Here is a 25478-nt window from a genome sequence, read left to right on the forward strand (position 1 = left end):
GCTGCCGCGCCCCTCGGGCCGCGCGGCGCTGTCCGTGCTGGTGGCGCCGCTGCGGCGCGCGGCCTCGGCCGGCGCCTGGGGGGAGCCGGCCGCCGCGGCGGCCCTGCTCGTCCTGACCGATCCGGAACGGCGGCACGAGCCACCGGCGGCGCTGGTCGCGCGGCTGCACAACCTGCCGCGCGCCGAGGCCGAGCTGGTGCTGGGCCTGCTGGCCGGCCGCGACCTGAAGGCGGCGGCGGAGGGCATGGGCATCACGCTCAACACCGCCAAGACCCTGCTGCAGCGTGCCTTCGAGCGCACCGGCACGCACCGCCAGGCGGAGCTGCTCACGCTCGTGCTGCGCGGCCCGGCCGGCGCCGCCCTGCCGGGGCCGACAGGCTGAGGGATGCCGCGCGCCGGCCGGGTGCCGGCAGGGCGACCGACCTCGACCCCGCCGGCCCCGGCATGGGCGGCGGCGGCGGCCCCGGGCCCGGACCGACCCGGGTCGGCGACGCTTCCCCGCCTGGCGCGTTCGACCCGGCTGCCACCGAGGGTTCCCGATGCCGGATGCAGCAGGCGCGACGCGATCAGCCGGAGCCTGGCGATGACCGGCCGGTTCCGGGAATGGCTGGAGGCGCTCGGCGACATCTTCTGGATCCGGCCGTCCCTGCTCGTGCTGGCGGGGGTCGTGCTCGGCGAGGTCGCCGTCCTGACCGAGCAGGCCGGGCTGACCCTGCCCGGGGTACCGCGCGCCTGGATCTACAGCGGCGGCGAGGCCGGCGCCCGGGCGCTGCTGAGCGCCGTCGCCTCCTCGACCATCGGCGTCGCGGGCACCACCTTCTCGATCACCGTCGCCGCCCTGTCGCTGGCCTCCGGCCAGATGGGGCCGCGCCTGCTGCGGAACTTCGTGCGCGACCGCGGCAACCAGCTGGCGCTCGGCATCTTCCTCGGCACCTTTGCCTACTCCCTCGTGGTGCTGCGGACCGTCCGCTCGGTCGACGAGACGGCCTTCGTGCCGCATCTCGGCGTCACCGGCGCGCTGCTGCTGGCGCTGGCCTGCGTCGGCACCCTGGTCTGGTTCGTCCACCACGTCGCCACCGGGATCAACGTCGAGACGGTCATCGACCTGGTGCATGCAGAGCTGTCGGCGGCGGTCGAGCGGCTGTCCCGCGGGGATGGCGAGGTCGCCGACGATCCTCCCGCCGATCCTCCCTTCGGCGCCGCGCCGGCCGGGCGTCCCGTGACCCTGGCCGGGCAGGGCTATCTCCGCGCCGTGGACCAGGCCGCGCTGGCCGACTGGGCGGCCGGGCAGGGCGCCGTCGTGGTGCTGCTGGCCCGCCCCGGCGCGTACATCTTCCCCGGCGCCGCGGTGGCCGAGGTGGCCGGCGCGCCGGCCGGCGAGGCCGCCGAGGCGGCGATCCGGGCCGCCTTCACCCTCGGTGCCCGGCAGGCGGCGGCGCAGGACCTGGAATTCGCGGTGCGGCAACTGGTGGAGGTGGCGACGCGGGCGCTCTCCCCCGGCATCAACGACCCCTTCACCGCGATCGCCGTGCTCGACCGGCTGGGCGCCACGCTCTGCCTGGTCGCGCCGCGCCGCCTGCCGCGCCCCACGGTCGTGCGCGAGGGCCGGGTCGTGCTGCATCGCCAGGTGACCGACTATGCCGGGCTCTGCGACGCGATGTTCCACATGATCCGGCAGAGTGCCGCGGCGTCGCCGGCGGTGCTGATCCACCTGCTGGAGACGCTGGGGCGGGTGATGGCGGTCGAGCGGCGGGCGGAGCGCCAGGCGGAGCTGCTGCGCCATGCCGGGCTGGTCGTCGCGGCCGGGCGGATCGGCATCGCCGACCCCGGCGACCTCGCCGCCCTGGAGGCGCGCCGGCCGGTGCCGCCGCGGCCGGGCCGGTGACGCCGGCGCGCCCGCCCGCTGCCGGTCCGCCCGGGCGTCGCGCGTGCGGCGGGGACGGCAAGCCGCCCCCGCCGCGGTGGTCCGGGTTCAGGCGAAGACGAAATCGCCAGCCGTGAACCCGGCCGTCCGCAGCTGGTCGAGCGCGGTGATGTCGGTGAAGCGAGCGATCGACGCCGCCGTGTCGGGCGCCGACACCACCAGCAGGCTGGCGACGCCCACGGTGCTGTTGAAGTAGATCACCATGTCGCCGGCCTGCTCCCCCTGCGCCGCCTGCACCGCGAGCGCCCCGGAGGCGAAGGCCTGGTCGGTGAGGACCATGACGCCCTCGCCGGCCGAATCGGCCGCGGCGCCGCTGAAGAAGCTGGCGACCTGGCCGCCCGCGCCGCCGCTGCCGTCGAGGAAGTCGGCGCCGGCCGCGTCCTCGCCGAGGCCGGCGGCGTCGAAGACCAGCCTGTCCTCGGCGGCGCTGAAGTCGGTGAGGCTGGCGAAGGCCGGCGCCGTGCCGGCCGCCGCGGGCGAGACCGGGGCCATGTACCTGAAGATGAAGGCGTCCTGGCCGGCACCGCCGGTCAGCACGTCCAGCCCGTCGCCGACATGCAGCCGGTCGTCGCCGGCGCCGCCGTCGAGCCGGTCGGCGCCGAGATCCGCGCCGCGCGCGACGCCCGGCCCGGCATCGCCGTGCAGCTCGTCGTCCCCCGCGCCGCCCCGCAGCACGTCGTTCTGCGTGCCGCCGAACAGCGAATCCGCGCCCGCCCCGCCGTCGAGCAGGTCGAAGCCGGCATCCCCGAGGAGCATGTCGCCGCCGCCGCCGCCGCGCAGGATGTCGTCGCCGCCGCCGCCGCGGGCCATGTCATGGCCGGCGCCGCCGGCCAGGGTATCCGCCCCGCCGGCACCGGTCAGCGTATCGGCGCCGCCGCCGCCCGAGAGCCGCGAGCCGACCGCCGCGATCTCGCCGGAGGCGACCGGCAGCACCAGCTTGTAGCCGGCCTGGCCGTCGATCTCGCCCGGCGTGCCCGCGCCGGCCGCGCCGTCCACGCTGAGGCCGTGGATGACCATCTCGCGCAGCTCGAGCGGCAGCAGGTTGCCCGCACCCACCCCGTCGCCGAAGCCGGCCATGCGCGTCAGGTCGAAGCTCTGCTCGTAGCGGATGCTGCCGTCCGGGGCGGTCGGGAAGCCGTCCAGCCCGGCACCCTGCGGCGTCGCCAGGTTGAGCAGGATGGGCCCGTATTGCGGCAGCCCCTCGGCCAGCTCGACGAAGCCGTCGCCGTCCTGGTCCGAGGCGGGGCCCGGCGTATTCGAGTCCACGGCCGTGCCATCCTCGGCGATCCGGCCGTGGATGTGCTGGATATGCGTCTGGCCGGGCTCGAGCCCGTCCGCGACGACCCGGACCGTCAGCCGGTCGCCGTCGCGGGCCAGCTCCGCATGCCCGGTAACGCCGGAATGGTTGAGGGCGGTGAATTCGACCCGGCCGAGATCGGTGGCGGCCAGCGCATCGGCGCCCTTGCCGCCCTGCATCCGGGTGGCGAAGGGCACCGCGTCGGGCGCGGCGGGTATCATCTGGTCGTCGCCGCCGGCCGCGTGGTCATGCGCGGCCTGGTCGTGTTGGTCGTGGTCCAAGAGGCGTCTCCCGTCGGGATTGGCCGGCAGCGGGCTGCGCCGGCATGGGCGGTACCGGCGGGCAGCGCGTTCCGGATGCGAAACTCACGGCTGTGTCAGGCGTGCAGGACGGATGCTGCGGAGAAACCGGGCGGGGCGGCGGGGTGCGAGGCCGGCGCCGAGGGGAGCCGGCCGGGTGCCCGTTCCCTGCCTTCCAGCCGGCCGAAACCGGCCGGGACGGCCGATTTCGGTTGAGAAAAAGAATATAATCCTATATCCTGCTGCCTCCTTCCGCCGGCCAGGGAGCCCCGCCGATGTCCCCCGCAGCCGAAGCCGCCCGCGCCCGCCTCCGCGCCGACCATCCTTCCCACCGCCGCTACACCCCGAAGCGCGCCTGGGCACCGCTGACGGACGCCGAATGGGCCGCGCTCCTGCCCCACCTGAAGGTCGTGGCGACGGGCGAGGGGCGGCCGCTGCGCGACGCCCGGCAGCGCCTGGACGGCATCTTCCGCGTCGCCGTTTCCGGCCGGCCCTGGCATACGCTGCCGGCGGACTACGGCAAGCCGGACACCGTCAGCCGGCATTTCCGCCGGCTCGCCAGGATGGGGCTCTGGATGCGGCTGGTCGGCGCCTGCGCCAGCCCGGCCGCCCCGCCGGCACTCCGCCGGATCGAGTACTTCATCTGCCGCGCCGCGCGGCGGGCGATGCGGATCCTCGGCCTGGATGCCGCCGTCATGGCGGAAAAGCTGGGGCTGCTGACCGCGATGCCGGTGCTGCCGGTCTACCTGGCCCGGCCGCTGTTCTTCGAGCAGGTGCGGGCCTCGATGGTGACCATGATGCGGGAATACCGCAGCTGCCCGCTGCGGCTGCCAATGGCCGAGCTGCGCGACTGGCTCCGGCTGCAGCGCCACTTCGCGGGCAAGCCCTGGCACCGCCGCTGGGCCCCGCCGTGACGGCGCGGGTTGCCCTTCGGTGTGTCCGAAGGCGGCCGAGCGCCCCCTGGTGGAAGGGGCTGGGGCGGGCAGCGCCCTTTCCGGGGCGCGCCGCGGCGCGCCCCGGGGCTTTGTCCGAAACCCGCGATTCCGCGGCTTCAAGAACGGTAAAATTCGCCGCCGCCCCGCCCGGATGGACGCCCCGCGCATCGCGCTCCATGCTCCCGCACCCCTGCGCCAGGAGCCTGCCCCGCCATGCCGTCCGTGCCCGACATCTCCCCCGCCGAGACCTGGGAGGCGCTGCGCGCCGACCCCGATGCCGTGCTGATCGACGTGCGGACGGATGCCGAGTGGAACTTCGTCGGCCTGCCCGACCTGGCGGAGGCGGGCAAGCAGCCGCTGCTGGTGCCCTGGCAGGTCTATCCCTCCATGCAGGTCAACGGCGCCTTCGCCGAGCACCTGCGCCGGGCCGGGCTGACGCCGGAGAACAAGCTGTTCTTCATCTGCCGCTCCGGCGTCCGCAGCCTCTCGGCCGGGATGGCGGCGCAGGCGGAGGGCTTCCCGCACGCCTTCAACGTCGCCGACGGCTTCGAGGGCCCGGTGGATGCCGAGGGGCATCGCGGCAAGGTCGCGGGCTGGAAGGCCGACGGGCTGCCCTGGCGGCAGCGCTGAACGACGGAAAAAGGAACGAGACACATGGCCACCACGCCGCTGCCGCTGAACAGCGAATTCCTCTTCCGCATGGTCCTGCATGCCGGCGCGCCGCAGATGGCGGCGACCTCCGGGGGCAAGGAGCTGCGCGTCATCCCGGTCACCGGCGGGAGCTTCGAGGGCCCGTCCCTGCGCGGCGAGCTGGTCCCCGGCACCACCGCCGACTGGCTGCGCTCGGAGCCGGACGGGACCTCGCACATGGATGTCCGGCTGGTGATGCGGACCGACCGCGGCCAGCATTTCTTCATGCAGTACAGCGGGGTGCGGCACGGCCCGCCGGAGGTGCTGGCGCGGCTCGGCCGCGGCGAGGCGGTGGACCCGGCGGACTACTACTTCCGCATCGCCATCCGCTTCGAGACGAGCGACCCGGACCTCGCCTGGCTGAACCGGGTGCTCGCGGTCGGCGTCGGCCAGCGCCCGCCGGCCGGGCCGACCTACGACGTCTACGTGGTGCGGTAGGACGTCCCGCGCGGCGCGCGGTCCGGCCGGCGGGAAGGTCTGCCCGCCGGCGCCGCGCGCCGGTCCCGCGGCGCGGCGTCACGCCTCCGGGCCATGGCCCCGCGGCGATCCGCTGGAGTTCAACGGCGCGGCGCCACGCCTTCGGGTCCTGCGGCCCTGCGGCGATCCGCGTCCGTTCAGGACGCGCGGAGCGCCGGCGCCCGCCAGTTCGGGTCGACCCAGGACAGGCCGGGGACGGCCATCGGATCGGGCCCGCCGCGATCGACCACGACGCGATCGCGGCCGGCGGCCTTGGCGCGGTACAGCGCCCGGTCGGCATCGCGGATCGCCTGGGACAATGCCGCCTCCGCCCCGTCGCCGCCGATCGGGGCGAGGCCGAAGCTGGCGGTGATCACGGCATCGCCGCCGGCCGGGTGCGGCACCTCGGCGCGCAGCGCCAGGCGCAGCCGCTCCGCCAGGCTGGCCGCCTCGGCCGGGGTGGTGAAGGGGAGGAGGACGGCGAATTCCTCGCCGCCCCAACGCACCGGCAGGTCGCCGGCGCGCAGCACCCCGCGCAGCACGGCGGCGGCATGGCGCAGCACCTCGTCCCCCGCCGGATGCCCGCAGGCATCGTTGATCGCCTTGAAGCGGTCGAGGTCGAGCAGCATCAGGCTGGCCGCCTGGCCCCGGCGACGCGCCGCGGCCAGCGGCGCCGGGACCTGGGCGAAGAAGCCGCGGCGATTGGCGAGGCCCGTGAGCGGGTCGGTCGAGGCCAGCCTCCGCAGCGCCTCCTGCGCCGCGTTGCGCTCATCGAGGGTGCGCAGCAGGAGCAGGCAGAAGATCGGCGCCAGCCCGTCGAAGACCAGCCAGATCCAGCTGCCCGGGCCGACCGGGTCGAGCGGCCGCGCCACGGCATTGTCCCAGATGTCGTAGGCCGACATCGCCGCCGGCAGCACCAGCAGCACGGTCCCGCAGAGCGCCAGGCGGCGCGGCCGGGCGTCGAGCTGGCGGGTGAAGCGGGCGGTGGCCAGCGCGGCGGTCAGCCACAGCCCGACCAGCACCACCCGCATGCCGATATACAGGAGCTCGCCGGAGCCGAGCATGCGCGTCAATCCGTGGCTGGGTCACCGATCTATACAGCAAACGGTTCGCAAAAGGATAATCATCTACCATTGATTGACGATCTTGCCGCTTATCCGCGGATGATCCAGAAATTACGACGCCGATCCGGCCCGGGCCGCTCAGCCATGGTCGTGCGGGTGGTCGTGCGTCCCGGCCGGCAGCTCCACCCCGAAATGGGTGACCAGGTCCTGCACCTGCGCCGGCGAGAGATAACGGGGGTTGAGGTTGCGGAGCAGCAGGTAGAGCTTCGCCGTCTCCTCCAACTCCTCGGTGGCGAAGACCGCAGCCTCCAGCGTGTCGCCGGCCACCACCGGCCCGTGGTTGGCCAGCAGGACCGAGCTGTAGCGGCCGGCGAGCCCGCGGATCGCATCGGCCACCGCCGGGTCGCCCGGGCGGTAGTAGGGCAGCAGCGCGGTCTGCCCGGCCTTCATGAGGTAGTAGGGCGTCATCGGCGGCAGCGCCGCGCGCGGGTCGATCTCCGGCAGCATGGTCAGCGCCACCGCATGGGTCGAGTGCAGGTGGACGATCGCCTGCGCCGCCCCGCGCGTCTCGTAGACCGCCGTGTGTAGCGGGATCTCCTTGGTCGGCTTGTCGCCGGAAACCAGCCGCCCGGCGGCATCGAGCTTCGACAGCCGCGCCGGGTCGAGCCAGCCGAGCGAGGCATTGGTCGGCGTCACCAGCCAGCCGCCGTCCTCCGTCCGGACCGAGATGTTGCCGGAGGAGCCGGGGGTCAGCCCGCGCTCGAACAGCGAACGGCCGAAGCGGCAGATCGCCTCGCGCAGCCTGGTCCCGGACATCCTCGCCTCCATTCCCCGTCGGCCGACCTTACCGCCCGCCGCGGCCCGGCCCCAAGACGCTGGCGCGCCGATCCGCTATCGAGGACCAGGCCGGGCGGCGCGGACCGCCCGCCGCCCAGGGAGGACCACGCCCAGATGACCACCAACCTGCCCCGCGTCGCCGTCATCGGCCTCGGCTCCATGGGCGCCGGCATGGCCGGGAGCTGCCTCCGCGCCGGGCTCGAGACCACCGGCACCGACGTGAACCCCGACGCCGTCGCCCGCTTCACGGAGGCCGGCGGCCGCGGCGCCCCGGATGCCGCGGCGGCGGCGGCGGCGGCCGACATCGTCGTCTCCGTCGTCGTCAACGCGCAGCAGACCGAGGCCGTGCTGTTCGGGGAAGGCGGCATCGCCGGGGCCATGCGGCCCGGCGCGGTCTTCGTCTCCTCCGCCACCATGGACCCGGCGGTCGCCCGGCGGCTCGCCGCGCGGCTGGAGGCGACGGGGCGGCACTACCTCGACGCGCCGATCTCGGGCGGCGCGGCGCGCGCGGCGAAGGGGGAGCTGACCATCATGGCCTCCGGCACCCCGGAGGCCTTCTCGGCGGCCCGCCCGGCGCTCGAGGCCATGGCGGTGAAGGTCTACGAGCTCGGCGAGGCCGCGGGCACCGGCGCCGCCTTCAAGATGATCAACCAGCTGCTGGCCGGCGTCCACATCGCCGCGGCCTGCGAGGCGATGACCCTGGCGGCCAAGCAGGGGCTCGACCTGCGCCGCGTCTACGAGGTCATCACGGCCTCGGCCGGCAATTCCTGGATGTTCGAGAACCGCATGCCGCACGTGCTGGACGGCGACTACCGGCCGGCCAGCGCGGTCGAGATCTTCGTCAAGGACCTCGGCATCGTGCAGGACATGGCGCGGAGCGAACGCTTCCCCGCGCCGCTCGCCGCGGCCTCGCTGCAGATGTACCTGGCGGCGGCCGGGGCGGGGATGGGGCGGGACGACGACAGCTCGCTGGCGCGGGTCTACGCGATGCTGTCGGGGGCGGAGCTGCCGGAGCGGAAGCAGTAAGGCTGGGGGAGAAGGTATTCTCCCCCAGGCCCCCTCATCTATTTTTCCGAGTCTGGCCGCCGTCTATTCGGGGCGGACGCCGAGGCGGGCGAACAGCGCCAGTTGGCGGGCGCTCTCGGCGGCCATGTGGGCCAGCAGGGGCGGGCCTTCGAGGTCCAGGGGCAGGCAGCCTGCCGCTTGCAGGCGGGCGCGGGTCTCCGGCAGGGCGCGGACGCGGGTCACCGCCTCGGCGATGCGGGCCTGGATCGCCGGCGGCGTCGCGCGCGGGACCGCCACCGCCCACCAGGCGCCGATCCGCACCGCGGGATGGCCGAGCTCGGCGAATGTGGGCACCTCCGGCAGCAGCGCGGCCCGCCCTTCCGTGGTGATGCCGAGGCCGCGCAGCCGGCCCGCGCCGACCTGCGCGCTGGCGCCGGCGAGGAAGCCGAAGCCGCATTGCACCGCGCCGGTCAGCAACCCGTTCAGCACCTCCGGCTCCCCCTTGTAGGCGACCGCGAGGGGGGCGATGCCGGCGCTCTCGGCGAGCAGCGCCATCGAGAGGTTGGGCGCGCTGGCCAGGCCCGAATGGCCATAGGCCAGGCCCTCGCCGCGCGCCTTGGCGAGCGCGACGAAGCCGGCGAGGTCGGCGACGCCGAGCCCGGGCGGCACCAGCAGGACCAGCGGCGCCTGGGCGGTGCCGGCGAGCGGCAGGACCTCCGCCACCTCGAACGGGACGTTGCGCTGCACCGCGGGCAGGACGGGCAGGTACTGGGCCATCATCATCCACGTCTGGCCATCGGCCGGGGCGCGCAGCAGCGCCTCGGCGGCCAGGGCGCCGCCGGCGCCGGGGCGGTTCTCGACCAGGACGGGCTGACCGAGGGCTTCCGTCAGTGCGGGGGCGAAGATGCGGGAGACGAGGTCAGGGATGGCGGAGGGCGGGAAGCCGACGAGGAGGCGGATGGGGCGGGAGGGTTGGGCGAGAGCCGGGGTGGCGAGGGGGAGGGCGAGGAGGGTGCGACGGGGGAGAGGCATGGGGCACAGCCTGAAAGCACTTACTTTCTCACGTCTGCCACCAGTTAACTCACGCAATTTTAGTGACAAAATGATCAAGCGTCCAAACTTCAAAATGAACGCCCAAAACTGCTTTTAATTCAGCATGCAAAATCGGATGTGCGGTGAAGCCGCGACACCAGTCAATCTTCTTGTCGTTAGTCAACAAGATGACGTCGCTGAACACTGCTCCGTCCCGCCTCGCCTTGCTAAGACCCCATAGCGCATCGACCCATACTAGAAAATCTCCATCACCTTCGTCTTTAAAACCAGGGGGAGTTTTTGCGAGTTTGCGTTGTAACGCAAGTTCTTGGAGCCCTGTACGTGGAGCATGGGGTACCAAAACAGATGATTGCAGTCGCTCTAAAAAAGAAGACGTTTTTTGAACCAACTCTGGATCGAATGAATGTTCATTTTCTCTTCTGAATTCATCAACTGCGGCTCCAATACGCTCTACAGAAATCACCCCAATTTCGGCGGCTTTCGTAATCTCCTTGTTTAATTCTATGGTTTTCGCCTGAATGTTTTTGTAAACGGTATTCGCAACGCTGAGTTGATTATTCCAGAATTCCTGGATAACTTGTCCCGGCAGTATAACTGGTTTGGTGTGCACACCACCGAGATAATCTATTATATCTGCGCTCTTGCGGTGCCCAGGAATGCGTAAGACCGCATTTGCATCAATCACGATTGCCGCAGTCGTCAGATCTGCCGTTGCCGAAACGGCCTTCACTGCTTGAATCAATGCGGGCAAAACTGCAACATCTACCTGGCGCTTCAATATGGATACGATCCTCAAAAAATCCAGATCGTCGGCGGATAGCGCATTGTTTTCAGCCATACCAAATCTCTGCCGCAATTTCAGCCGCAATTTTTCCAGAAGTACGAATCGCATTTGCGTCCCAATCGCCATACTGGTCCAACAACTCGACATATTCTCCTGGCGCTGCTGTGGGTAGCATTACGTTCTTGAAGTCGCTCCACTCAGCCGCACCCAAACGCTTGTCCGATGTGCTTAGGAACGTGTTGCCAATTGTATTGCCCCAGTAAGACAGCTCACCCTCAAAAAAGCTTGGGTGATGCTGCATAGTTTTTGGGATTATAAAGTGCAGAGGATAATATACTTTAGGTAAAAGGCATTTGGAACATATTGCATTTTTAAGATAGAATAATACGTCTTTGTTTAGAGTCCGTTTTTGCAGAATTTCTCTAAAGGTATCTTTTTCGGGACTTAAGTCTAGGAGATCTAATAGGGGTTCCTGCCAAGAACCGATTTGGTGAACGCGCCGCGCTGTCTCGGCAAATCGCCGCTCGATATTGCCAGTGCCTAAATTGCCAACCACGATGCGTCTTGTGACCAGGCGGAGAAGTTGTTCCAGACCTTTCTCTCTGTCAGGCACATCAAAAATGGCCATCATCAATGGCCTTACCGTTATGACGTTCAGCCGATTAAGTGCGCCAAAAACCCCAAGAGCCGCGGATCCTGCTGGGCCCGGCAAGCTCGTGTCGATCATTTGTAGGTACAAAGGAAGGCGCTGTTCAAGCAATTCAAGAAGTTGAATGCTTGTCGGGGGCGATCGAGATACGCGAGGCTTCCTTGCTGCCAAAAAAGAAAATAGGTCTTTGGGAAGTATATGTCCGCTTCCAACTGTGACCGCATGCCGGATATACTGAACAAAATTCGCGCCATCACTCTGGAAATTCTCTGCGATGTTCTTCCATCTCTCATACACCGACCCCCGCATTGCTGGCGGAGATTGACTTATTGTAAAGTTCTTCAGTAAATCCGCGGTAGTGAGGTCTCGGCCTCGTGTGTTAATAACCTCAAATACTTGATACGCAGATGCTGGTGTGGGATGGATAAAAACAGCAAAATAAAGCTTATGCGTGATAAATTCCGTCCATTTGCCTAGTCTTTTAAATGGATCTTGATTGAGGTCTTCTCGAAGTTCTTTTCGAAGAAAAGAAAACGATTTTATAAGTTCAGCGCTGACGGAGGCGGCATCAGTGTCGGCTGGCACTGATCCATTTGCGATGATGTATTGTAAAGTCGTATTGTCTGCCGCATCAGTCAGTGCGACTCGAGGATTAATTTCATCGGTCTCGTAGTTAATTGAATATAAGAAATTTGCAGAAAGCCGGTCGGCGAGGGCGCCGCGTTTTCGCGCTTTAGCTTCGTGATAAAGTGCAGCCGAAAGTAACGTAAGAGTAACTATTCGTTGCTGGCCGTCGACAATCTTCTTCTTCCCTTGTTCATCTGTAAGGATTATAAGGCCAGGAAATATGTCTCGTCATCAAGACTTCGCTGTAGGTCGTGGAAAAACTCTCGTACCTCATCCTCCTGCCATGAATATTCCCGCTGGTAAGGTGGGACCTCAAATTCTGATGCCGAAAAGATGGATCCAGCTGTGCTCGCTGCTGCGTTTAGCGGGGTGTCCACTACTAATCTCCAGGCCCGTCTAGGATGGCCCTAGATCGTAGCTGCCTTGAAGCGTTAGGCAAAGCGCCTTCGAACATCTGAGGCTGATCTGGCTAGGCGTTTTTAGCGATAAGATCATCGATACAAACAATCTAGGTCGAAGCCGGCCCATCCGGCGACCAGGGGTTAGCACACCGACAAGAGCAGTCGGTTGGATCTCGCAACAAAGCTGCGCGTTGAGCATCAGACCAAGACCATGCGATGGCGTTGGGCAATCGGCTTTATTCCCCCATTTCGACCACCTTCTTCCACGCCCCCATCCCCCCCTCCACATGGCACGCGTCCCTCAACCCCGCATCCTGCGCCGCCTGCACCGCCATCGCCGACCGCTCCCCGAAGGCGCAGAAGAACACCAGCCGCTTCCCCGTCGCGTTCGCCAGCTCGAACAGCATCCCGCCCGGCGCCAGGCTCTCCATCAGCCCGGGATAGGGCGCATGCAGCGCGCCGGGGATGCAGCCATGCCGCTCCCGCTCGCCGCGCTCCCGCAGGTCCACCAGCACCACGTCGCGCCGGCCGAGCATCGCCTGCGCCGCCCGCGCATCCACCGCCCAGCCGCGCTTCGCCACCTCCTCCTGGTGCAGGCCCTGGCGCATGTTCGCCGGCACCGCCACGTCCATCATCTTCGGGTTCGCCAGCTTGAGGCCCGCCATCAGCGCCTCGTATTCCTCCACGCTCTTCACCTGCAGCCGCGGGTTGTGCGCCCGCTCCTCGGCGATGGTGCTGACGCTGTCGCCCTTGTAGTCATGCGCCGGGAAGACCAGCGTCTCGTCCGGCAGCCGCAGCAGCCGGTTGAAGATGCTCTCGTACTGCGCCCGGGCGCTGCCGTTCTGGAAGTCGCAGCGGCCGGTGCCGCGGATCAGCAGCGTGTCCCCGGTGAAGACGCGGTCGGCCAGGGTGAAGCAGTAGCTATCGTCGGTATGCCCGGGCGTGTAGATGACGCCGAGGCTCATCCCCTCGATCGACAGCCGGTCGCCGTCGCCGACCCGCATGGAGACGACGTCGACCCCGCTCTGCTCGCCCATCACGGTGATGCACTTCGTATGGTCGCGCAGCGCGCCGAGCCCGGTGATGTGGTCGGCATGCAGGTGGGTATCGACCGCCTTGACCAGCCGCAGGTCCAGCTCCTCGATCAGCTTGAGGTAGCGGTCCACCCGGTCGAGCACCGGGTCGATGATCAGCGCTTCCCCGCCATGCCGGCTGGCGAGCAGGTAGGTATAGGTGGACGACGTGCTGTCGAAGAGCTGGCGGAAGATCATCGGGCAGCGCTCCCCTTGGGGCTCGGGCGGGGCGATGATGGCACGTCGGCGCGCGGCGGTCGCGCCTTCCGTCCTTGCGCCGGCGCTTCGCCTCGCCAAGACTCCGGGATCCGCCGGAGGAGCCCGCCCATGACCGTCGCCTGGCAGCACCAGCTCCGCCTCCACCTGCCCGAGGGCATGGCCGGGGCCGGCTTCGAGGCCCCGGCGCTGCGGCCGCTGGCGGCGGTGCTGGCGGCGCATGGAGCGGTGCCGGTCAGCCAGCTCGCGGCCTTCGAAGCCTACCTGGCCGAGGCCACCGACCCCGCCGACCCGCTGGCCCGCTGGACCCGTGCCGCGCTGGCCGACCCGGCGAAGCGGCGCAGGCACGCCGCGGCCTTCGCGCTGCGGATCGGCGGGCGGGAGGTCTACGCCGAGGCCGAGGCCGATGCGCTCGAGGCGGCGCTGCTGCCGCTGCTGGAAGGGCTGCCGGTGCGGCTCACGCGGCACGACACCAACCCGGCCAGCAACCTGCCCATTCCGCCGGAGCACCGCGGCCGATAGGTGGCCGGGGGAGGCGGCCGTCCGCGCGGCGGGACCCGGCTTCCAGGCGGGGCGGCTCGTCCCGCCCGGCCTTCCGGATGGCCCGCCTCAGCGCCCGCCGGCGAGTTGCCGGTTCTCCAGCCGGCTCAGCAGCCGCACCACCGGCCAGAGCAGGATGAAGTAGATCACCGCGGCGGCCATGATCGGCGTCGCGTTGTAGGTCACGCTCTGCGCCTGGCGGGCCTGGAACAGCAGTTCGGGCAGCGCGACGACGGAGGCGATGGAGGTCAGCTTCACCACCTCCAGCGTGTTGCTGATCAGGTCCGGCAGCACGTTCCGCACCGCCTGGGGCAGGACGATGTAGGCCATGGTCTGCCACCGCGTCAGGCCGGTGCTGCGGGCGGCCTCCTGCTGGCCGCGCGGCACGCTCTCGATCCCGGCCCGCAGGATCTCCCCGTAATAGGCGCCGGTATTGAGGAAGAAGCCGATGGCGACCGCGCCGATGGCCGAGACCTCGAAGCCGGCGAAGGGCAGGCCGGCATAGACGAAGATCAGCAGGACGAGCGGGGGCAGGGCGCGGAACAGGTCGACCCAGGCCATCAGCGGCCAGCGCACCAGCGGGTGCCGCACGGTGGACAGCAGCGCCAGGATGATGCCCCCTGCCAGCCCCAGCGGGACCACGATGGCCGAGAGCAGCAGGGTCATCTTGAAGCCCTGCCAAAGGATGGGCCAGGCCTGCTCGAGAATCTCGAGCGAGAAGAAGGCCAGCAGGAAGTCGTCGAGGGTCATGGGTCAGCCCTCATCTTTTCCACGCGAAGCGCGTCTCGATCCAGCGGCCGAGGATGACCACCGGGACGAAGAGCACGACATAGGCCGCGGCACCCAGGGTCAGCGGCGTCGGGTTGAAGCTGAAGGACACGCCGGCCTGCGCCGCGCCCAGGATCTCCGACACCGCGACGACCGAGCCCAGCGCCGTCCCCTTGGTGATGGCGATGGTGCGGTTGGTCAGCGGCGGGATCACCATCCGCACCGCCTGCGGCAGCACCACCCAGCCGAGGGTCGCCAGGAACCCTAGCCCGGTCGAGCGCGCCGCCTCCCACTGCCCCTTCGGCGTCGCGGTGATGCCGGCCCAGAAGATCTCCTCGGAAAACGCCATCAGCACGCAGGACAGCGACAGCCAGGTGGCGGCGAAGCCGGACAGCGACAGCCCCGCCGCCGGTAGGCCGAAATAGAGCAGCGCGATGATCACCAGCGGCGGCAGGGCGCGGAAGAGGTCGACCACGAAGATGATCAGCCAGTTCAGCGGGCGCACCCCAAGCGCCCGCACCACCGCCAGCGCCAGCCCCGCCGCCAGCCCGGTGGCGATGACGCAGAGCGCCAGCACCACCGTCAGCACGAAGCCGTCGGCGATCTTCGGCAGGTAGTCCCAGGCAACCCGGGCGTTGAAGAAGGAGTTGAGGAAGCGGTCCCAGTTGCTCATGCCGCGCCCCTCGCCACGCCATGCTTGCCGGGCGGCTCGCCGCGGGTGCAGACCGGGACGTATCGCCGAAGGATCGTGCCTCGATGCCGCCAGCCTCCCGCCCCGCCCTCGCGCTGCTCGCCCTGCTGCTCGGCGCCGCCGCGCCGCCCCCGCCGGAGGCCGAGCGCGCCGTCCCGGGCGGCCGCGACGGCTTCGTCAGCGACGGCGCCGGTGGCTGCTGGCTCTGGATCGGTGGCCTCGGCGCCGAGACCCGCGACCTCACCGCCACCTGGACCGGCTCCTGCCCGGACGGCCCCGCCGAGGGCGAGGGCCGCGCCGTCACCTCCTGGCGGGAGGCAGGGCGGGAGAAGCAGATGATCTACGAAGGCCCGCTCCGCCGCGGCAAGGCGGAGGGCACCGGCCGCCTCTCGCACTACGAGGCCGGCGAGCTGCGGGTGCAGGAGGAGGGCGCCTACCGCGAGGACCGCTTCACCGGCGGCCGCTTCTCGGTTCCCGCCGCCGGCCTGGTCTACGAGGGCGGCTGGTTCCTCAGCGGCCCGCACGGCCAGGGCCGGCTGAGCATCAACGGCAAGACCTTCGAGGGGAAATGGGAGCTCGGGTGCCTCCGCGCCGGCAATGCCTGGATCGCCTTCACCCGCGCGCCGCAGAGCTGCGACAGCCCTGCCACCTGACTCTTCGGCACCCGACCGCATCAGTGCCGCGCGATCTGGCCGATGAAGGCCCGCGTCCGTTCGTGCTGCGGGCTGCCGAAGATGGCCGCGGGCGGGCCCTGCTCGACGATCAGCCCATCCGCTATGAAGACCACGCGGTCGGCGGCAGCCTTGGCGAAGGCCATCTCGTGGCTGACCACGACCATGGTCATGCCGTCCTTCCGCAACTCCCGCATCGCCTGCAGCACGCCGCCGACCAGCTCGGGGTCGAGCGCCGAGGTCGGCTCGTCGAACAGCATCACCCGCGGCTCGAGCGCGATGGCGCGGGCGATGGCGACCCGCTGCTGCTGGCCGCCGGATAGCTGGCCGGGATAGTGGTCGGCCCGGTCGCCGAGGTCGACGCGGGCCAGCGCCGCGCGGGCCCGCTCGGCGGCCTCGGCGCGCGGCTTGCCCTGCACCTTCCGCAAGGCGAGGGCCACGTTCCCCAGCGCGGTCATGTGCGGGTAGAGGTTGAAGGACTGGAAGACCATCCCGATCCGCTGCCGCGCCGCGTTGATGTCGGTGCGGCGGTCCAGCATGTCGATGCCGTCCACCGTGATGATGCCGGCGGAGGGTTCCTCCAGCCGGTTCAGGCAGCGCAGCAGGGTCGACTTGCCGGATCCGGACGGGCCGATGACGAAGACCAGCTCGCGCTCTGCCACCACCAGGTCGACGCCCCTCAGGACATGAAGGTGGCCGAAATGCTTGTGGATGCCGCGCGCCTCGACGATCGGCCGCGCGGCGAGGGGGGCCGGGGCCGGCTGCGGCGCGGCCTCCGCCGGGTTTTCCGGCGGCCGATGCAGGCCCTCGCCCCCTGCGGCGCTCCGGCCATCCGGCGCCATCACGAGCAGGCGGCGGTGTTCGGCGTCGCGTCGTAGCCGGGCAGGCCGGGCGGGCCGAAGCCGGGGAAGACCACCCGCTCGGCGTCGTCCTCCTTCGGCTCGGCGCCGAACCACTTCTTCGACAGGCCGGCGATGGTGCCGTCCCGCTTCAGGCACTCGATCGCCTTCTCCATCTCGTTCCGCGCCGCGGCGCTGTCCTGGCGGAAGGGCGTCGCCCAGTGGAAGCGGGTGCCGGGCAGGCTGAAATCGGCGACGTATTGCGGCGTGCGGCTGGCCGAGTACTTGATGACCGTATTGCCCGAGAGGTTGGCAAAGGCCCGGCCCTGGATGACGGCCTGCGCCGCATCCGCCTGGCTGTCGAAGGCGAGCAGTGTCAGGTTCAGCCGCTCGGCATTCTTCGTGACCCATTGCTCGTAGGGCGTGCCCTTGTTCACGCTGATCGCCTTGCCGCGCAGGTCCTCCTCCGACTTGATCGGCGGGGTGCCGCGCTTGATGCCGAATTGCAGCTCGGTCCAGAGATAACCCTCGGTGAAAAGCAGGTTCGCCGCGCGCTCCGGCGTCACCGTGGTCGGCGCGCAGAGGAAGTCGTAGCGCCCGGCATTCAGCGCCGGGATCAGGCCGGAGAAGCTGGCCGAGGTGATCTCCACCGGACGGCCCAGCTTCTTGCCGATGGCGTCGAAGAGGTCGATCTGGAAGCCCTGCACGCCGCCGCCCATGGTCGGGAAGGCATGCGGCGCGAAGGTGCCGTCGACGCCGCAGCGCAGCGGCGGCTGGCCGTTGCCCGCAGCCCCCATGGTGACGGTCTGCGCCATCGCCGCCGAGGCGAGGCCGGCAGAGAGCGAGAGGGTGGCAAGCAGCAGGCGCATGGGGTCGTGGCTCCGGCGGGACGGTGGTCGGCGGCAGCCTCCCGCATCCGTCGCGGGGGCGCAATCGGGCCCGGGGCCGGCTTCGGCGCCTCCGGTGCCGCGGACTGGCTGCCGCTTGGGCGCCGGTGCGGCCGGATGCCCATGCCTTGCGCAGGGTGGTCGCGGCGCACCTGCGGTCGCGACCCACGTGCCACAGAAACGCCCCACTGCCGGCTCCTTCGTGCCAAGCCGCGGGTGTTGAAAGGTGCCGAGGGGCGCTTCGCCCGCACCGGAATGCCGAAGGACACACAGGATGCAACGCTTCGCCTGCGCGCTGATCGGGAGCGCCATGATGATGATCACCGCGCTCGTCGCGCTGCTGCTGAGCGACGCGCTGTCGCCCGGCCGGGTGCCGCCCATGCTCGCCTTCTGGGCCGCCTGCGGCGCGGGCTTGCTGCTGATCGGCGGCCTGGTGCTGCTGGAAAGCGGCAGCGCCGCGGCCGACCCGCTGCGCCAGGGCGGCGGGCTGCGGAGCACCGGGATGCGCGCCAACGGGTTGGGCTAGGGCGGACTGCGGAACCGCTGGGGCCCGCTTCAGCCCAGCCTCTCCCGCATGAGGGCGAGCCGCAGGCCCTCGCCGATCAGGTCATTCCTGGGGGGGCGGCGATGAAGCGCGCCGGACCCTCGAACCGCATCTCCCGCAGCTGCTCCGCCAGCGGGTCGGGGCTGGCCGCGGCATCCGTCGCGGCAGCGATTTCCGCCCCGTCGAAGCGACAGTTTCCGGTCTAGGACGGCAGCGGCCGCGAGGCTGCGCCCGTCGGCAAGGCCGGTCACGCGTCCGTCACCGCCACCGGGATGCGGTCCCCGGTGAACATCACGAAGCCCGTGGGATGCCGCCCGATCGGCGAGGGCACGTCCTGCCCCGCCGCGTTGCCGGCCCCGACCCCGACGAGCTTCCACATGGTTCCAGCGAGCGAGTCCATGCCCCGCTCCGCGTCCGCCCGCTGCACGGAGCGCGCGCCGGGAGGACGGGTGCCGCGGGTCCGGTGCAAGCGGGCGACGGCCATAATGGACTGCCGGGGGCGCACCACGCGGGCCGCGCGCCCGCCCTCAGAAGGCCAGCTGCGAGCGCAGCGCGATGCTGTGGAAGCGCTGGCCGATCTGCTGCGTCCCCGCCGCGTTCAGCCGGTCCACGTTGACGATGTCCCAGTTCAGCATGAAGCGCAGGTAGTTGTTCGGGTACCACGACAGGCCGGTGCCGATCACCTCCTGCCGCCCGCCATAGACCCCGCCCGTGGCCGCCTGGGCCCGGCCGCGGGTCACGTGGTCGTTCAGGTCGGCGACGCTCCAGCGCGCCATCGCCTCCCAGGCGCCCCAGCCGCCGCCGTCCAGGGTAAAGGGCTCGGCCGGCACCGGCCTGGCGAAGGCGGCGCCGGAGGTGGTGTACTTCCGCGGCTCCCCGGTGATGACCCAGCTCGCCTCGACATAGCCGCCGTCGAATTCAAGGTCGGGCCGCGGCGCCGCGCCGCTGCGGGCCTGGTCCACGCCGATCCGGATGTATTCGCCCTGCAGCAGGAAATTGCGCCAGCGCAGGCCGAATTCCGGCCCGTAGGTATAGGCCTTCTCCGCCGGCAGCGCGCCGGTGTCGATCAGCCGGGTCTGGTCGATCCGCAGCTCCGGCCGGTCGCGGAGCTGCAGGCTCTGGCCGGAGCCGGTGCGGCGGATGTCGAAGGCATAGGATCCGGAAAGGCCGAGATGCAGGTCGGCATCGGCATCCGTCCAGGGCCGCCCGGCGATCCGCGCGACGCCGCCGGTCTGGCCGCTGGTGGCCTGCGTCGTGTTGTTGCCGCCATAGCTGTCGCCGGTCAGGTAGGCGGAGGCGAACCAGCGGTCCTGCGTCCAGCGGCCGCCGACCACGGACCGGCCGTCGCCGGCGGCGATGCTGCGGGCGATCTCGACGATGCTCGGCCGCTCGAGGAACAGGAAGTCGTTCGAGCTCATCGAGTCCTGCAAGGTGATCCAGGGCTTGAAGTAGCCGAGGGTCAGGGTCAGCGGCTTGACCGGGGTCCAGTTCAGGTTGGCCTCGTAGAGCCCGACCGAGCCGTCCGGCGAGCCGCCGAAATCGGGCGTCACGTTGAGCTGCAGGTCGTCGTACCGGAAGCCGAAGAAGAGCCGCCCGCGCCGCAGGTTCTGCCCGAAGCTGTCGAGCCGCGAGGCGCCGGGATTGAGGTTGCCCTGCACCGCCCCGCCGACATCGTACTGGAACTGCCCGCCGAGGAAGGCCTGGAAGCGGCCGTCGCCCGAGGTGACGGTCGGCCGGCCCGAGGGGAAGCCGAGCCGGACCTGCTCGGCCGGCGGCGCCTGCGCGGGCTGCCCCGCGGCGGCTGGGGCGGGCGGCGGCACGGTATCCAGACGGCGCTGCGCGGTGGCCTGCGCCTGCCGCGCCTCGCCGCGGGCCTGCGCCGCCTCCTGCTTGGCGGCGCGGGTCTCCGCCTCGCGCGCCTGCATTTCGCGGCGCATCTTGCCGAGTTCGGACTGCAGGGAGCGGATCTGCCGCTCGATCGCCTCCATCCGGGCGGCGTCCTGCGCCCGGGCGGGAGCGGCGCCCAGCGCGAGCAGCAGGCCCAGCCCCATGGTGCCGGCGACCAGCCGGGCTTCGGTGTGGCGCGTGGTAGCGGCCATCGGTCGTCGTCTCCGCAACTTTGCTGAGAAGACGCTGTGCCCGCTCCCGGTTGCCGGGGCGCGCGGGTGATCCGGTCGTTTCCGTGACCTTGCGGCAGCGGGGCGACATGCCGCCCCGGGTCAGCCGGCTTCGGGATACAGCCCGCGCAGCCCGGCCGCGCTCGCCTCGCAGCGGCCGCGTTCGGTGATCAGCCCGGTCACCAGCCGGGCCGGGGTCACGTCGAAGGCCGGGTTGGCGGCGGGGCTGCCCTCGGCGGCGACGCGGATGGTCTCGAGCCGCCCGTCGGCGGTGCGGCCGGTCAGGTCGGTGACCTCGGCCTCCGCCCGCTCCTCGATCGGGATCTCGGCGACGCCGTCGCCGACCCGCCAGTCGATGGTCGAATGCGGCGTCGCCACCCAGAAGGGGATGCCGTTGTCGCGCGCCGCCAGTGCCTTCAGGTAGGTGCCGATCTTGTTGGCGACGTCGCCCTGGCGGGTGACGCGGTCGGTGCCGGTGATGCAGATGTCGACCTCGGCATGCTGCATCAGGTGGCCGCCGGCATTGTCGGCGATGACGGTGTGCCGCACCCCGTGCTTGCCGAGCTCGAAGGCGGTCAGCGCGGCGCCCTGGTTGCGCGGCCGGGTCTCGTCCACCCAGACATGGACGGGGATGCCGGCGTCGTGCGCCTGGTAGATCGGGGACAGGGCGGTGCCGTAGTCCACCGTCGCCAGCCAGCCGGCATTGCAATGCGTCAGGACGTTAACCGTCTCGCCCGGCTTGCGGGCGGCGATCTCCTGCAGCAGCGGCAGGCCGTTCAGGCCGATCCGGCGGCAGGTCTCGGCGTCATCGTCGGCGATCGCTTGCGCCTCGGCATAGGCCGCGGCCACGCGGTCGCCTTCGGGCAGGTTGTGCAGCCGGGCGCGCATGCGGTCGAGCGCCCAGCGCAGGTTGATCGCGGTCGGCCGGGTCTCGCCCAGCATCGCCACCGCGCGGTCGAGCGCGGCGGTCGAGGCATCGGCGCGCAAGGCCAGCGCCACGCCGTAGGCGGCGACCGCGCCGATCAGCGGCGCGCCGCGCACCTGCATCGAACGGATGGCATGCGCCACCTGGTCCGCCTCGGTCAGCTGCAGGATGTCGAGCTGCCAGGGCAGCTTCGTCTGGTCGAGGATGCGGACGGACCAGCCATCCGCATCCACCCAGACGCTGCGATAGGGGGTGCCGTCGATCTTCATGGCGGTCAGATGCGACGGCGATGCCCGAAAGTAAACCCGCGCCTCGCGGGGTGGACCGGCCGGGGCCCGGCGACCCCTCCCGGTTCGCCTGGCCGTTCAGGTCAGCAGCAGCGGCATCCCCGGGTCGCCCTTGGCCATGGCGCGCTGATAGCCTTCCCGCGCCGCGATCCTCTGCAGGTAGGCGAGAATGCCCGGATAGGGCGAGAGGTCGAGCGGCGCGAAGTACCGCATCGTCGTCAGCGGGAAGCCCATCATGACGTCGGCGGCGGTGAATTCCTCGCCCGCCAGCCAGGGCACCGCCGCCACGCGGGCATCGAGGAAGCGCAGCGCGCGGTCCAGCCGCTCCTCCGCCGCCTGCCGCACCGGGTTCTCGGACGGAACCTGCAGCCGCCCGATCAGCATCCGCCGGCCCATCGCCGGCTGCAGCGATCCGTTGGCCTCGTGCAGCCAGTAGAGGAAGTCGGGATAGCCGGGGTGGCCCGGCGGCAGCGACAGCCGGCCGCCGCCATGCCGGGCGATGATGTACTCCATGCAGGCGCCCGATTCGGCCAGCACCATGGCTCCCTCGGTGATCACCGGGGCGGAGCCGATCGGGTGCAGCGCCCTCAGCTCCGGCGGCGAGAGCATGGTCCGGGCGTCGCGGACATGGTGCTTCAGGTCGTAGTCGAGCCCGAGTTCCTCGCAGAGCCAGACGATGCGTTCCGATTGCGACTTGCCCAGGTGGTGCACGGTCAGCATGGCATTTCCTCCGGCTTCGTTGATCCGGCTTGCACCGCCGGGGCCGGTGGAGGCAAGCCTTGGGATGAGGGCCTGCCCGATTCGGGGCGTCCGATTGCCGCGGCCCATCCTTACGGAAGCGAGAGATTGTCATGAAGTTCGCCCCTGTTGCGGCCCTGGCGCTCGGCCTGCTGGCCGCCGCCTGCTCGGACAGCGCCAATACCGCCAGCACCGGCAATGCCGCCGTCGATCCGAACGGCGCCGCGGGTTCCGCCCTCGGCGGCACCGCCGGCGGGATGCGGGCCGGCGCCGGCCAGCCCGGCAGCCAGGAGGACCTCGCCGCGACCGCCGGCGACCGGGTCTATTTCGCCACCGACAGCGCCTCGGTCGGCGCCGACCAGCGGCCGGTGCTGCAACGCCAGGCGCAATGGCTGGCGCAGTACCGCCAGGTCCAGGCGGTGATCGAGGGCCATGCCGACGAACGCGGCACCCGCGAGTACAACCTGGCGCTCGGCCAGCGCCGGGCGAATGCCGCGCGCGACCTGCTGGTCAGCGGCGGCGTCGCCGGGTCGCGGCTGCGGACGATCAGCTACGGCAAGGACCGGCCGGCGGAGCTCGGCTCGGATGAGCAGGCCTGGGCGCGCAACCGGCGGGCGGTGACGACGGTCCAGTAGCGCCGCGCCGCGGCTGCGGGCGGGTCGGTTCAGATCCGCTGGTGCAGCGCGCAGACCAGGGTGAAGAGCCGCCGGGCCGTCTCGAAGTCGAGGCCGATCCGGCCCTCGAGCCGCGCGGTCAGCAGCTCCGCCCCCTCGTTGTGGAGGCCGCGGCGGCCCATGTCGATCGCCTGGATCCGCGCCTCGTGCCCGCCCTCGGCCACCACCTGCTCATGGCTGGCGACGATCATGTGGTAGTCCTTGATCAGCCGCCGGAAGGGCCCGAGCGCGAGGACCACCGCCCGCACCGGCACGTCCAGGACGTCGCGGATGTCGAAGATCAGCCGGCCGTCGCGGACGCAGAGGTACAGCGCGAAGGGCCCGCCGGGCACGCCGGTCGGGTCGAACCGGTTCTCGCCCAGCAGGTCGGCCACCGCCTGGCGCCGGTCCGCCTCGGCATAGGCCGAGAGGAGCGCCGTCGCGTCCGGCAGCACGATGTTCTCGAGACGCCGCAGCGCCGGGTCTTCCTCGGGCAGCGCGATGGCGCCGCCGGCCGCTGCGGGCCGCGTCCGGTCAGGCATGCGGGGCGCGCGCCGCGGCCTCCCGCGCTGCCTCGGCCTCCTGTTCCTGCGCGACGAATCCGAGCGTGCTCATCCACCCCACCACCGCGCCCTTGATGGGGCGCAACAGCAGTGTGCAGATGATTGCGAAAAGCGGCAACCAGACCACCATGTGCAGCCACATCGGCGGCTCGTAGGTCTTCTCCACCCAGAGCACGCCGGGCACCAGGATGTGGCCGGCGAGGAAGATGGTGAAATAGGGCGGTGCGTCGTCCGCCCGCAGCAGGCCGAGCGGCGCATGGCAATTGCTGCATTCCCGCGTCACCGTGAGGTAGCCGGAAAACACCTTGCCGACGCCGCAGAAGGGGCAGCGATTGGCGAGGCCGCGCCGCACCGCGACCCAGAGCGGCGGCGTGCCGAGGTCCTTGGCCGGGCCGGGCAGCGTACCCATGGCGGACATGCCGTCGCCCGGACTCGTGGCGGCGCTCTCGGGGGTCCAGGGCATGATGTGGTCTCCTGGCCGGTAGGCCGGCCTGTCGGGATGATGCATTGGTCACTGGCGTCTTGTGCGATGCAATATCGGCCCGCGACCCATGCCGGTTCAAGCGCTGCGGCGCCGCCCCGCGTTCCCTGGCTGCGCGTTCCCTGGACGACGCCCCGCCGCGCGGCCGGGCCCCGGGCAGGGCCGCCGCGGGACTTGCGCGCCTGCGGGCGGGACGGCAAGGCTCGGCCATGTCCCGCCGCATCCTGGTCATCAACCCGAACGCTTCCCTGGCCTGCACCCGCGGCATCGCCGCGGCCCTGGCGCCGCTGCCACTGCCGCCGGGCCTGGCGCTGGAGGTGACCCGCCTGGCCGAAGGCCCCCCAGCCATCGCCAGCTGGGAGGACTGGCACAGCGTCGCCCTGCCGCTCTGCGGCCTGGTCGAGCGCGAACCCGCCGCGGCCTACGTCATCGCCTGCGTCTCCGACCCCGGGCTGGAGGCGGTGCGGGCGGCGACCCGCCGGCCGGTGCTCGGGATGTTCCGCTGCGCCGTCGCCGCCGCGGTCACCCGGGCCGAGCGCTTCGGCATCATCGGCTTTGTCGCCGCCAGCCAGCCCCGGCAGCGCCGCGCCTTGCAGGCCATGGGGCTCGAGGCCCGGCTCGCGGCCTGGGAGCCGCTCGACCTGCCGATGGAGGTGCTCTGCGAGCCGGAGGCGCCCCGCGGGCGGATCGCCGCCGCCGCCCGCCGCCTGGCGGAGCAGGGGGCGGAGACGATCATCCTCGGCTGCACCGGCCTGGCCGGCCATGCCGCGCTGGTCGCCGAGGCCTCCGGTCTGCCGGTGATCGAGCCCTGCGAGGCCGCCGGCGCCATGGCGCTGCTCGCCGCCATGCGGCCCTGACCGCCGGGGCGGGGGCCAGGCCGAGCGCCCAGGCTGCGGGCGGCGATCGCCGCGGGGCAGGGGGGCCGCGGGACGGGGCCGCGGCCGGGGGATTCAGCGCTGCGGGTTGCGGCCGCCGCCCGTTGCGGCGCGCTCGCCGCCGGTGATCGGCGCGCCGGCTTCCTCCGGCCGGCCGACATCGGGCTGGAGCGAACGGCGGTCGGCCTCGATCGCGCTGGTGGTGGGGGTGGCGGCCGGGGGGCGCGGCGCCGCCGCCTCGCCCGCCTCGGCGGCCCGGTCCTGGCGGATCTCCTGCTGCAACTGGCGGGAGGCCTGTTCAGCCGGCGTCTCGGCCCGGCCGGGGCCGGCGGGGAGGATGAGCGGCAGGGCGAGGAGAAGGCAGGCGGGCAACGGGTGTCGGCGCATGGCGGGCGGGTCTCCCGGCGCCGGAGGCGGCGCCCGGAAGGCGCAGCGCGCCGGCCCCCTTGCGGTTGCCGGCGCGTCGTGCGGTCGCTGGATCAGACGATCTTCACCCAGCTGGTCAGGTGCGACAGGAAATCGTCCTTGCCGACCCCATCCAGGCGGATGCTGTCGTCGCCGATCTTGATCGTGGTGTGGCCGGCATCGC

28 protein-coding genes and 1 pseudogene are annotated in these 25478 nt (G+C 71.0%); 11 read left to right on the forward strand and 18 right to left on the reverse strand.

Annotation, left to right across the window (positions count from 1 at the left end):
- A partial coding sequence (locus E2C06_RS37970) for a helix-turn-helix transcriptional regulator (protein ID WP_206664723.1) occupies positions 1–382 on the forward strand: 382 nt, incomplete at its 5' end.
- Between the two features lie 201 nt (positions 383–583).
- Complete coding sequence (locus tag E2C06_RS28165; protein ID WP_133291912.1) at positions 584–1885, forward strand: DUF2254 domain-containing protein; 1302 nt, start codon at positions 584–586, stop codon at positions 1883–1885.
- Positions 1886–1972: 87 nt separating this feature from the next.
- Here the strand turns inward: E2C06_RS28165 and E2C06_RS39820 are convergent, their stop codons facing one another.
- Positions 1973–3502, reverse strand: a complete 1530-nt coding sequence (locus tag E2C06_RS39820; protein WP_133291913.1) for a calcium-binding protein — start codon at positions 3500–3502, stop codon at positions 1973–1975.
- 293 nt (positions 3503–3795) lie between these two features.
- On the opposite strand from E2C06_RS39820, the gene E2C06_RS28175 reads away from it, so the two are divergent.
- From E2C06_RS28175 to E2C06_RS28185, 3 genes are all read left to right on the forward strand, one after another.
- Entirely contained in the window at positions 3796–4434 is a 639-nt protein-coding gene (locus E2C06_RS28175; protein ID WP_133291914.1) for a transposase, read from the forward strand.
- 234 nt (positions 4435–4668) lie between these two features.
- Positions 4669–5085 (forward strand): rhodanese-like domain-containing protein, encoded by a 417-nt coding sequence (locus E2C06_RS28180; RefSeq protein WP_133291915.1) that lies wholly within the window; start codon positions 4669–4671, stop codon positions 5083–5085.
- A gap of 24 nt (positions 5086–5109) precedes the next feature.
- Positions 5110–5583 carry a DUF3237 domain-containing protein gene (locus E2C06_RS28185; protein WP_133291916.1) on the forward strand — a complete coding sequence of 158 codons (474 nt, stop codon included), beginning with the start codon at positions 5110–5112 and terminating at the stop codon, positions 5581–5583.
- A 176-nt stretch (positions 5584–5759) separates the two neighbouring features.
- On the opposite strand, the gene E2C06_RS28190 is transcribed toward E2C06_RS28185, so the two are convergent.
- Positions 5760–6665 carry a GGDEF domain-containing protein gene (locus E2C06_RS28190; RefSeq protein ID WP_133291917.1) on the reverse strand — a complete coding sequence of 302 codons (906 nt, stop codon included), beginning with the start codon at positions 6663–6665 and terminating at the stop codon, positions 5760–5762.
- 138 nt (positions 6666–6803) lie between these two features.
- Positions 6804–7481 carry a 3-oxo-tetronate 4-phosphate decarboxylase gene (otnC, locus tag E2C06_RS28195; RefSeq protein ID WP_133291918.1) on the reverse strand — a complete coding sequence of 226 codons (678 nt, stop codon included), beginning with the start codon at positions 7479–7481 and terminating at the stop codon, positions 6804–6806.
- A gap of 135 nt (positions 7482–7616) precedes the next feature.
- On the opposite strand from otnC, the gene ltnD reads away from it, so the two are divergent.
- Entirely contained in the window at positions 7617–8528 is a 912-nt protein-coding gene (ltnD, locus tag E2C06_RS28200) for an L-threonate dehydrogenase (RefSeq protein WP_133291919.1), read from the forward strand.
- A 63-nt stretch (positions 8529–8591) separates the two neighbouring features.
- On the opposite strand, the gene E2C06_RS28205 is transcribed toward ltnD, so the two are convergent.
- The 4 genes and pseudogenes from E2C06_RS28205 to E2C06_RS28225 form a co-directional block, all read right to left on the reverse strand.
- Positions 8592–9539, reverse strand: coding sequence for a Bug family tripartite tricarboxylate transporter substrate binding protein (locus E2C06_RS28205; RefSeq protein WP_133291920.1), 948 nt, complete (start codon positions 9537–9539; stop codon positions 8592–8594).
- A 49-nt stretch (positions 9540–9588) separates the two neighbouring features.
- Positions 9589–10398 (reverse strand): PIN-like domain-containing protein, encoded by an 810-nt coding sequence (locus E2C06_RS28210; protein ID WP_133291921.1) that lies wholly within the window; start codon positions 10396–10398, stop codon positions 9589–9591.
- Positions 10391–11997 (reverse strand): annotated as a pseudogene (locus E2C06_RS28215) (DUF262 domain-containing protein). The gene E2C06_RS28210 and the pseudogene E2C06_RS28215 overlap by 8 nt, the downstream one beginning before the upstream one ends.
- Before the next feature lie 260 nt (positions 11998–12257).
- On the reverse strand, positions 12258–13292 hold the full coding sequence (locus tag E2C06_RS28225; RefSeq protein WP_133291924.1) for an MBL fold metallo-hydrolase: 1035 nt from the start codon (positions 13290–13292) through the stop codon (positions 12258–12260).
- A gap of 129 nt (positions 13293–13421) precedes the next feature.
- Between E2C06_RS28225 and E2C06_RS28230 the strand changes: the two genes are divergently transcribed.
- Positions 13422–13832 carry a hypothetical protein gene (locus E2C06_RS28230; protein WP_133291925.1) on the forward strand — a complete coding sequence of 137 codons (411 nt, stop codon included), beginning with the start codon at positions 13422–13424 and terminating at the stop codon, positions 13830–13832.
- A gap of 87 nt (positions 13833–13919) precedes the next feature.
- On the opposite strand, the gene E2C06_RS28235 is transcribed toward E2C06_RS28230, so the two are convergent.
- Complete coding sequence (locus E2C06_RS28235) at positions 13920–14600, reverse strand: amino acid ABC transporter permease (protein ID WP_133291926.1); 681 nt, start codon at positions 14598–14600, stop codon at positions 13920–13922.
- A 10-nt stretch (positions 14601–14610) separates the two neighbouring features.
- Complete coding sequence (locus E2C06_RS28240) at positions 14611–15291, reverse strand: amino acid ABC transporter permease (protein ID WP_133291927.1); 681 nt, start codon at positions 15289–15291, stop codon at positions 14611–14613.
- Between the two features lie 83 nt (positions 15292–15374).
- Here E2C06_RS28240 and E2C06_RS28245 point away from each other — a divergent pair, with 83 nt between their 5' ends.
- On the forward strand, positions 15375–15962 hold the full coding sequence (locus E2C06_RS28245; protein ID WP_133291928.1) for a hypothetical protein: 588 nt from the start codon (positions 15375–15377) through the stop codon (positions 15960–15962).
- A 20-nt stretch (positions 15963–15982) separates the two neighbouring features.
- On the opposite strand, the gene E2C06_RS28250 is transcribed toward E2C06_RS28245, so the two are convergent.
- Both E2C06_RS28250 and E2C06_RS28255 read right to left on the reverse strand, forming a co-directional pair.
- Positions 15983–16822 carry an amino acid ABC transporter ATP-binding protein gene (locus E2C06_RS28250; protein WP_133291929.1) on the reverse strand — a complete coding sequence of 280 codons (840 nt, stop codon included), beginning with the start codon at positions 16820–16822 and terminating at the stop codon, positions 15983–15985.
- Positions 16822–17688: a transporter substrate-binding domain-containing protein gene (locus E2C06_RS28255; RefSeq protein WP_133291930.1), complete on the reverse strand. Its 867-nt coding sequence runs from the start codon at positions 17686–17688 to the stop codon at positions 16822–16824. The genes E2C06_RS28250 and E2C06_RS28255 overlap by 1 nt, the downstream gene beginning before the upstream one ends.
- Positions 17689–17980: 292 nt before the next feature.
- On the opposite strand from E2C06_RS28255, the gene E2C06_RS28260 reads away from it, so the two are divergent.
- Complete coding sequence (locus E2C06_RS28260; RefSeq protein WP_133291931.1) at positions 17981–18232, forward strand: hypothetical protein; 252 nt, start codon at positions 17981–17983, stop codon at positions 18230–18232.
- Positions 18233–18497: 265 nt separating this feature from the next.
- On the opposite strand, the gene E2C06_RS37975 is transcribed toward E2C06_RS28260, so the two are convergent.
- From E2C06_RS37975 to E2C06_RS28275, 4 genes are all read right to left on the reverse strand, one after another.
- On the reverse strand, positions 18498–18650 hold the full coding sequence (locus E2C06_RS37975) for a hypothetical protein (RefSeq protein WP_165982717.1): 153 nt from the start codon (positions 18648–18650) through the stop codon (positions 18498–18500).
- Positions 18651–18777: 127 nt separating this feature from the next.
- Positions 18778–20349, reverse strand: a complete 1572-nt coding sequence (locus E2C06_RS28265) for a porin (RefSeq protein WP_133291932.1) — start codon at positions 20347–20349, stop codon at positions 18778–18780.
- Between the two features lie 120 nt (positions 20350–20469).
- On the reverse strand, positions 20470–21561 hold the full coding sequence (mtnA, locus tag E2C06_RS28270; protein ID WP_133291933.1) for an S-methyl-5-thioribose-1-phosphate isomerase: 1092 nt from the start codon (positions 21559–21561) through the stop codon (positions 20470–20472).
- A gap of 96 nt (positions 21562–21657) precedes the next feature.
- Entirely contained in the window at positions 21658–22299 is a 642-nt protein-coding gene (locus E2C06_RS28275; protein ID WP_133291934.1) for a glutathione S-transferase family protein, read from the reverse strand.
- 131 nt (positions 22300–22430) lie between these two features.
- Here E2C06_RS28275 and pal point away from each other — a divergent pair, with 131 nt between their 5' ends.
- Positions 22431–22952 (forward strand): peptidoglycan-associated lipoprotein Pal, encoded by a 522-nt coding sequence (gene pal / locus E2C06_RS28280; RefSeq protein ID WP_133291935.1) that lies wholly within the window; start codon positions 22431–22433, stop codon positions 22950–22952.
- 29 nt (positions 22953–22981) lie between these two features.
- On the opposite strand, the gene E2C06_RS28285 is transcribed toward pal, so the two are convergent.
- Positions 22982–23512 carry a UPF0262 family protein gene (locus E2C06_RS28285; protein WP_133291936.1) on the reverse strand — a complete coding sequence of 177 codons (531 nt, stop codon included), beginning with the start codon at positions 23510–23512 and terminating at the stop codon, positions 22982–22984.
- Positions 23505–23996 (reverse strand): DUF983 domain-containing protein, encoded by a 492-nt coding sequence (locus E2C06_RS28290; protein ID WP_241671508.1) that lies wholly within the window; start codon positions 23994–23996, stop codon positions 23505–23507. Before E2C06_RS28290 ends, E2C06_RS28285 begins: the two co-directional genes overlap by 8 nt.
- Before the next feature lie 227 nt (positions 23997–24223).
- On the opposite strand from E2C06_RS28290, the gene E2C06_RS28295 reads away from it, so the two are divergent.
- Positions 24224–24871 carry an aspartate/glutamate racemase family protein gene (locus tag E2C06_RS28295; protein ID WP_133291937.1) on the forward strand — a complete coding sequence of 216 codons (648 nt, stop codon included), beginning with the start codon at positions 24224–24226 and terminating at the stop codon, positions 24869–24871.
- A 93-nt stretch (positions 24872–24964) separates the two neighbouring features.
- Here the strand turns inward: E2C06_RS28295 and E2C06_RS28300 are convergent, their stop codons facing one another.
- Complete coding sequence (locus E2C06_RS28300; protein ID WP_133291938.1) at positions 24965–25276, reverse strand: hypothetical protein; 312 nt, start codon at positions 25274–25276, stop codon at positions 24965–24967.
- Positions 25277–25478: the final 202 nt, after the last annotated feature.

This window comes from Dankookia rubra (assembly GCF_004355005.1).
Classification (GTDB): Bacteria; Pseudomonadota; Alphaproteobacteria; order Acetobacterales; family Acetobacteraceae; genus Paracraurococcus; species Paracraurococcus ruber_A.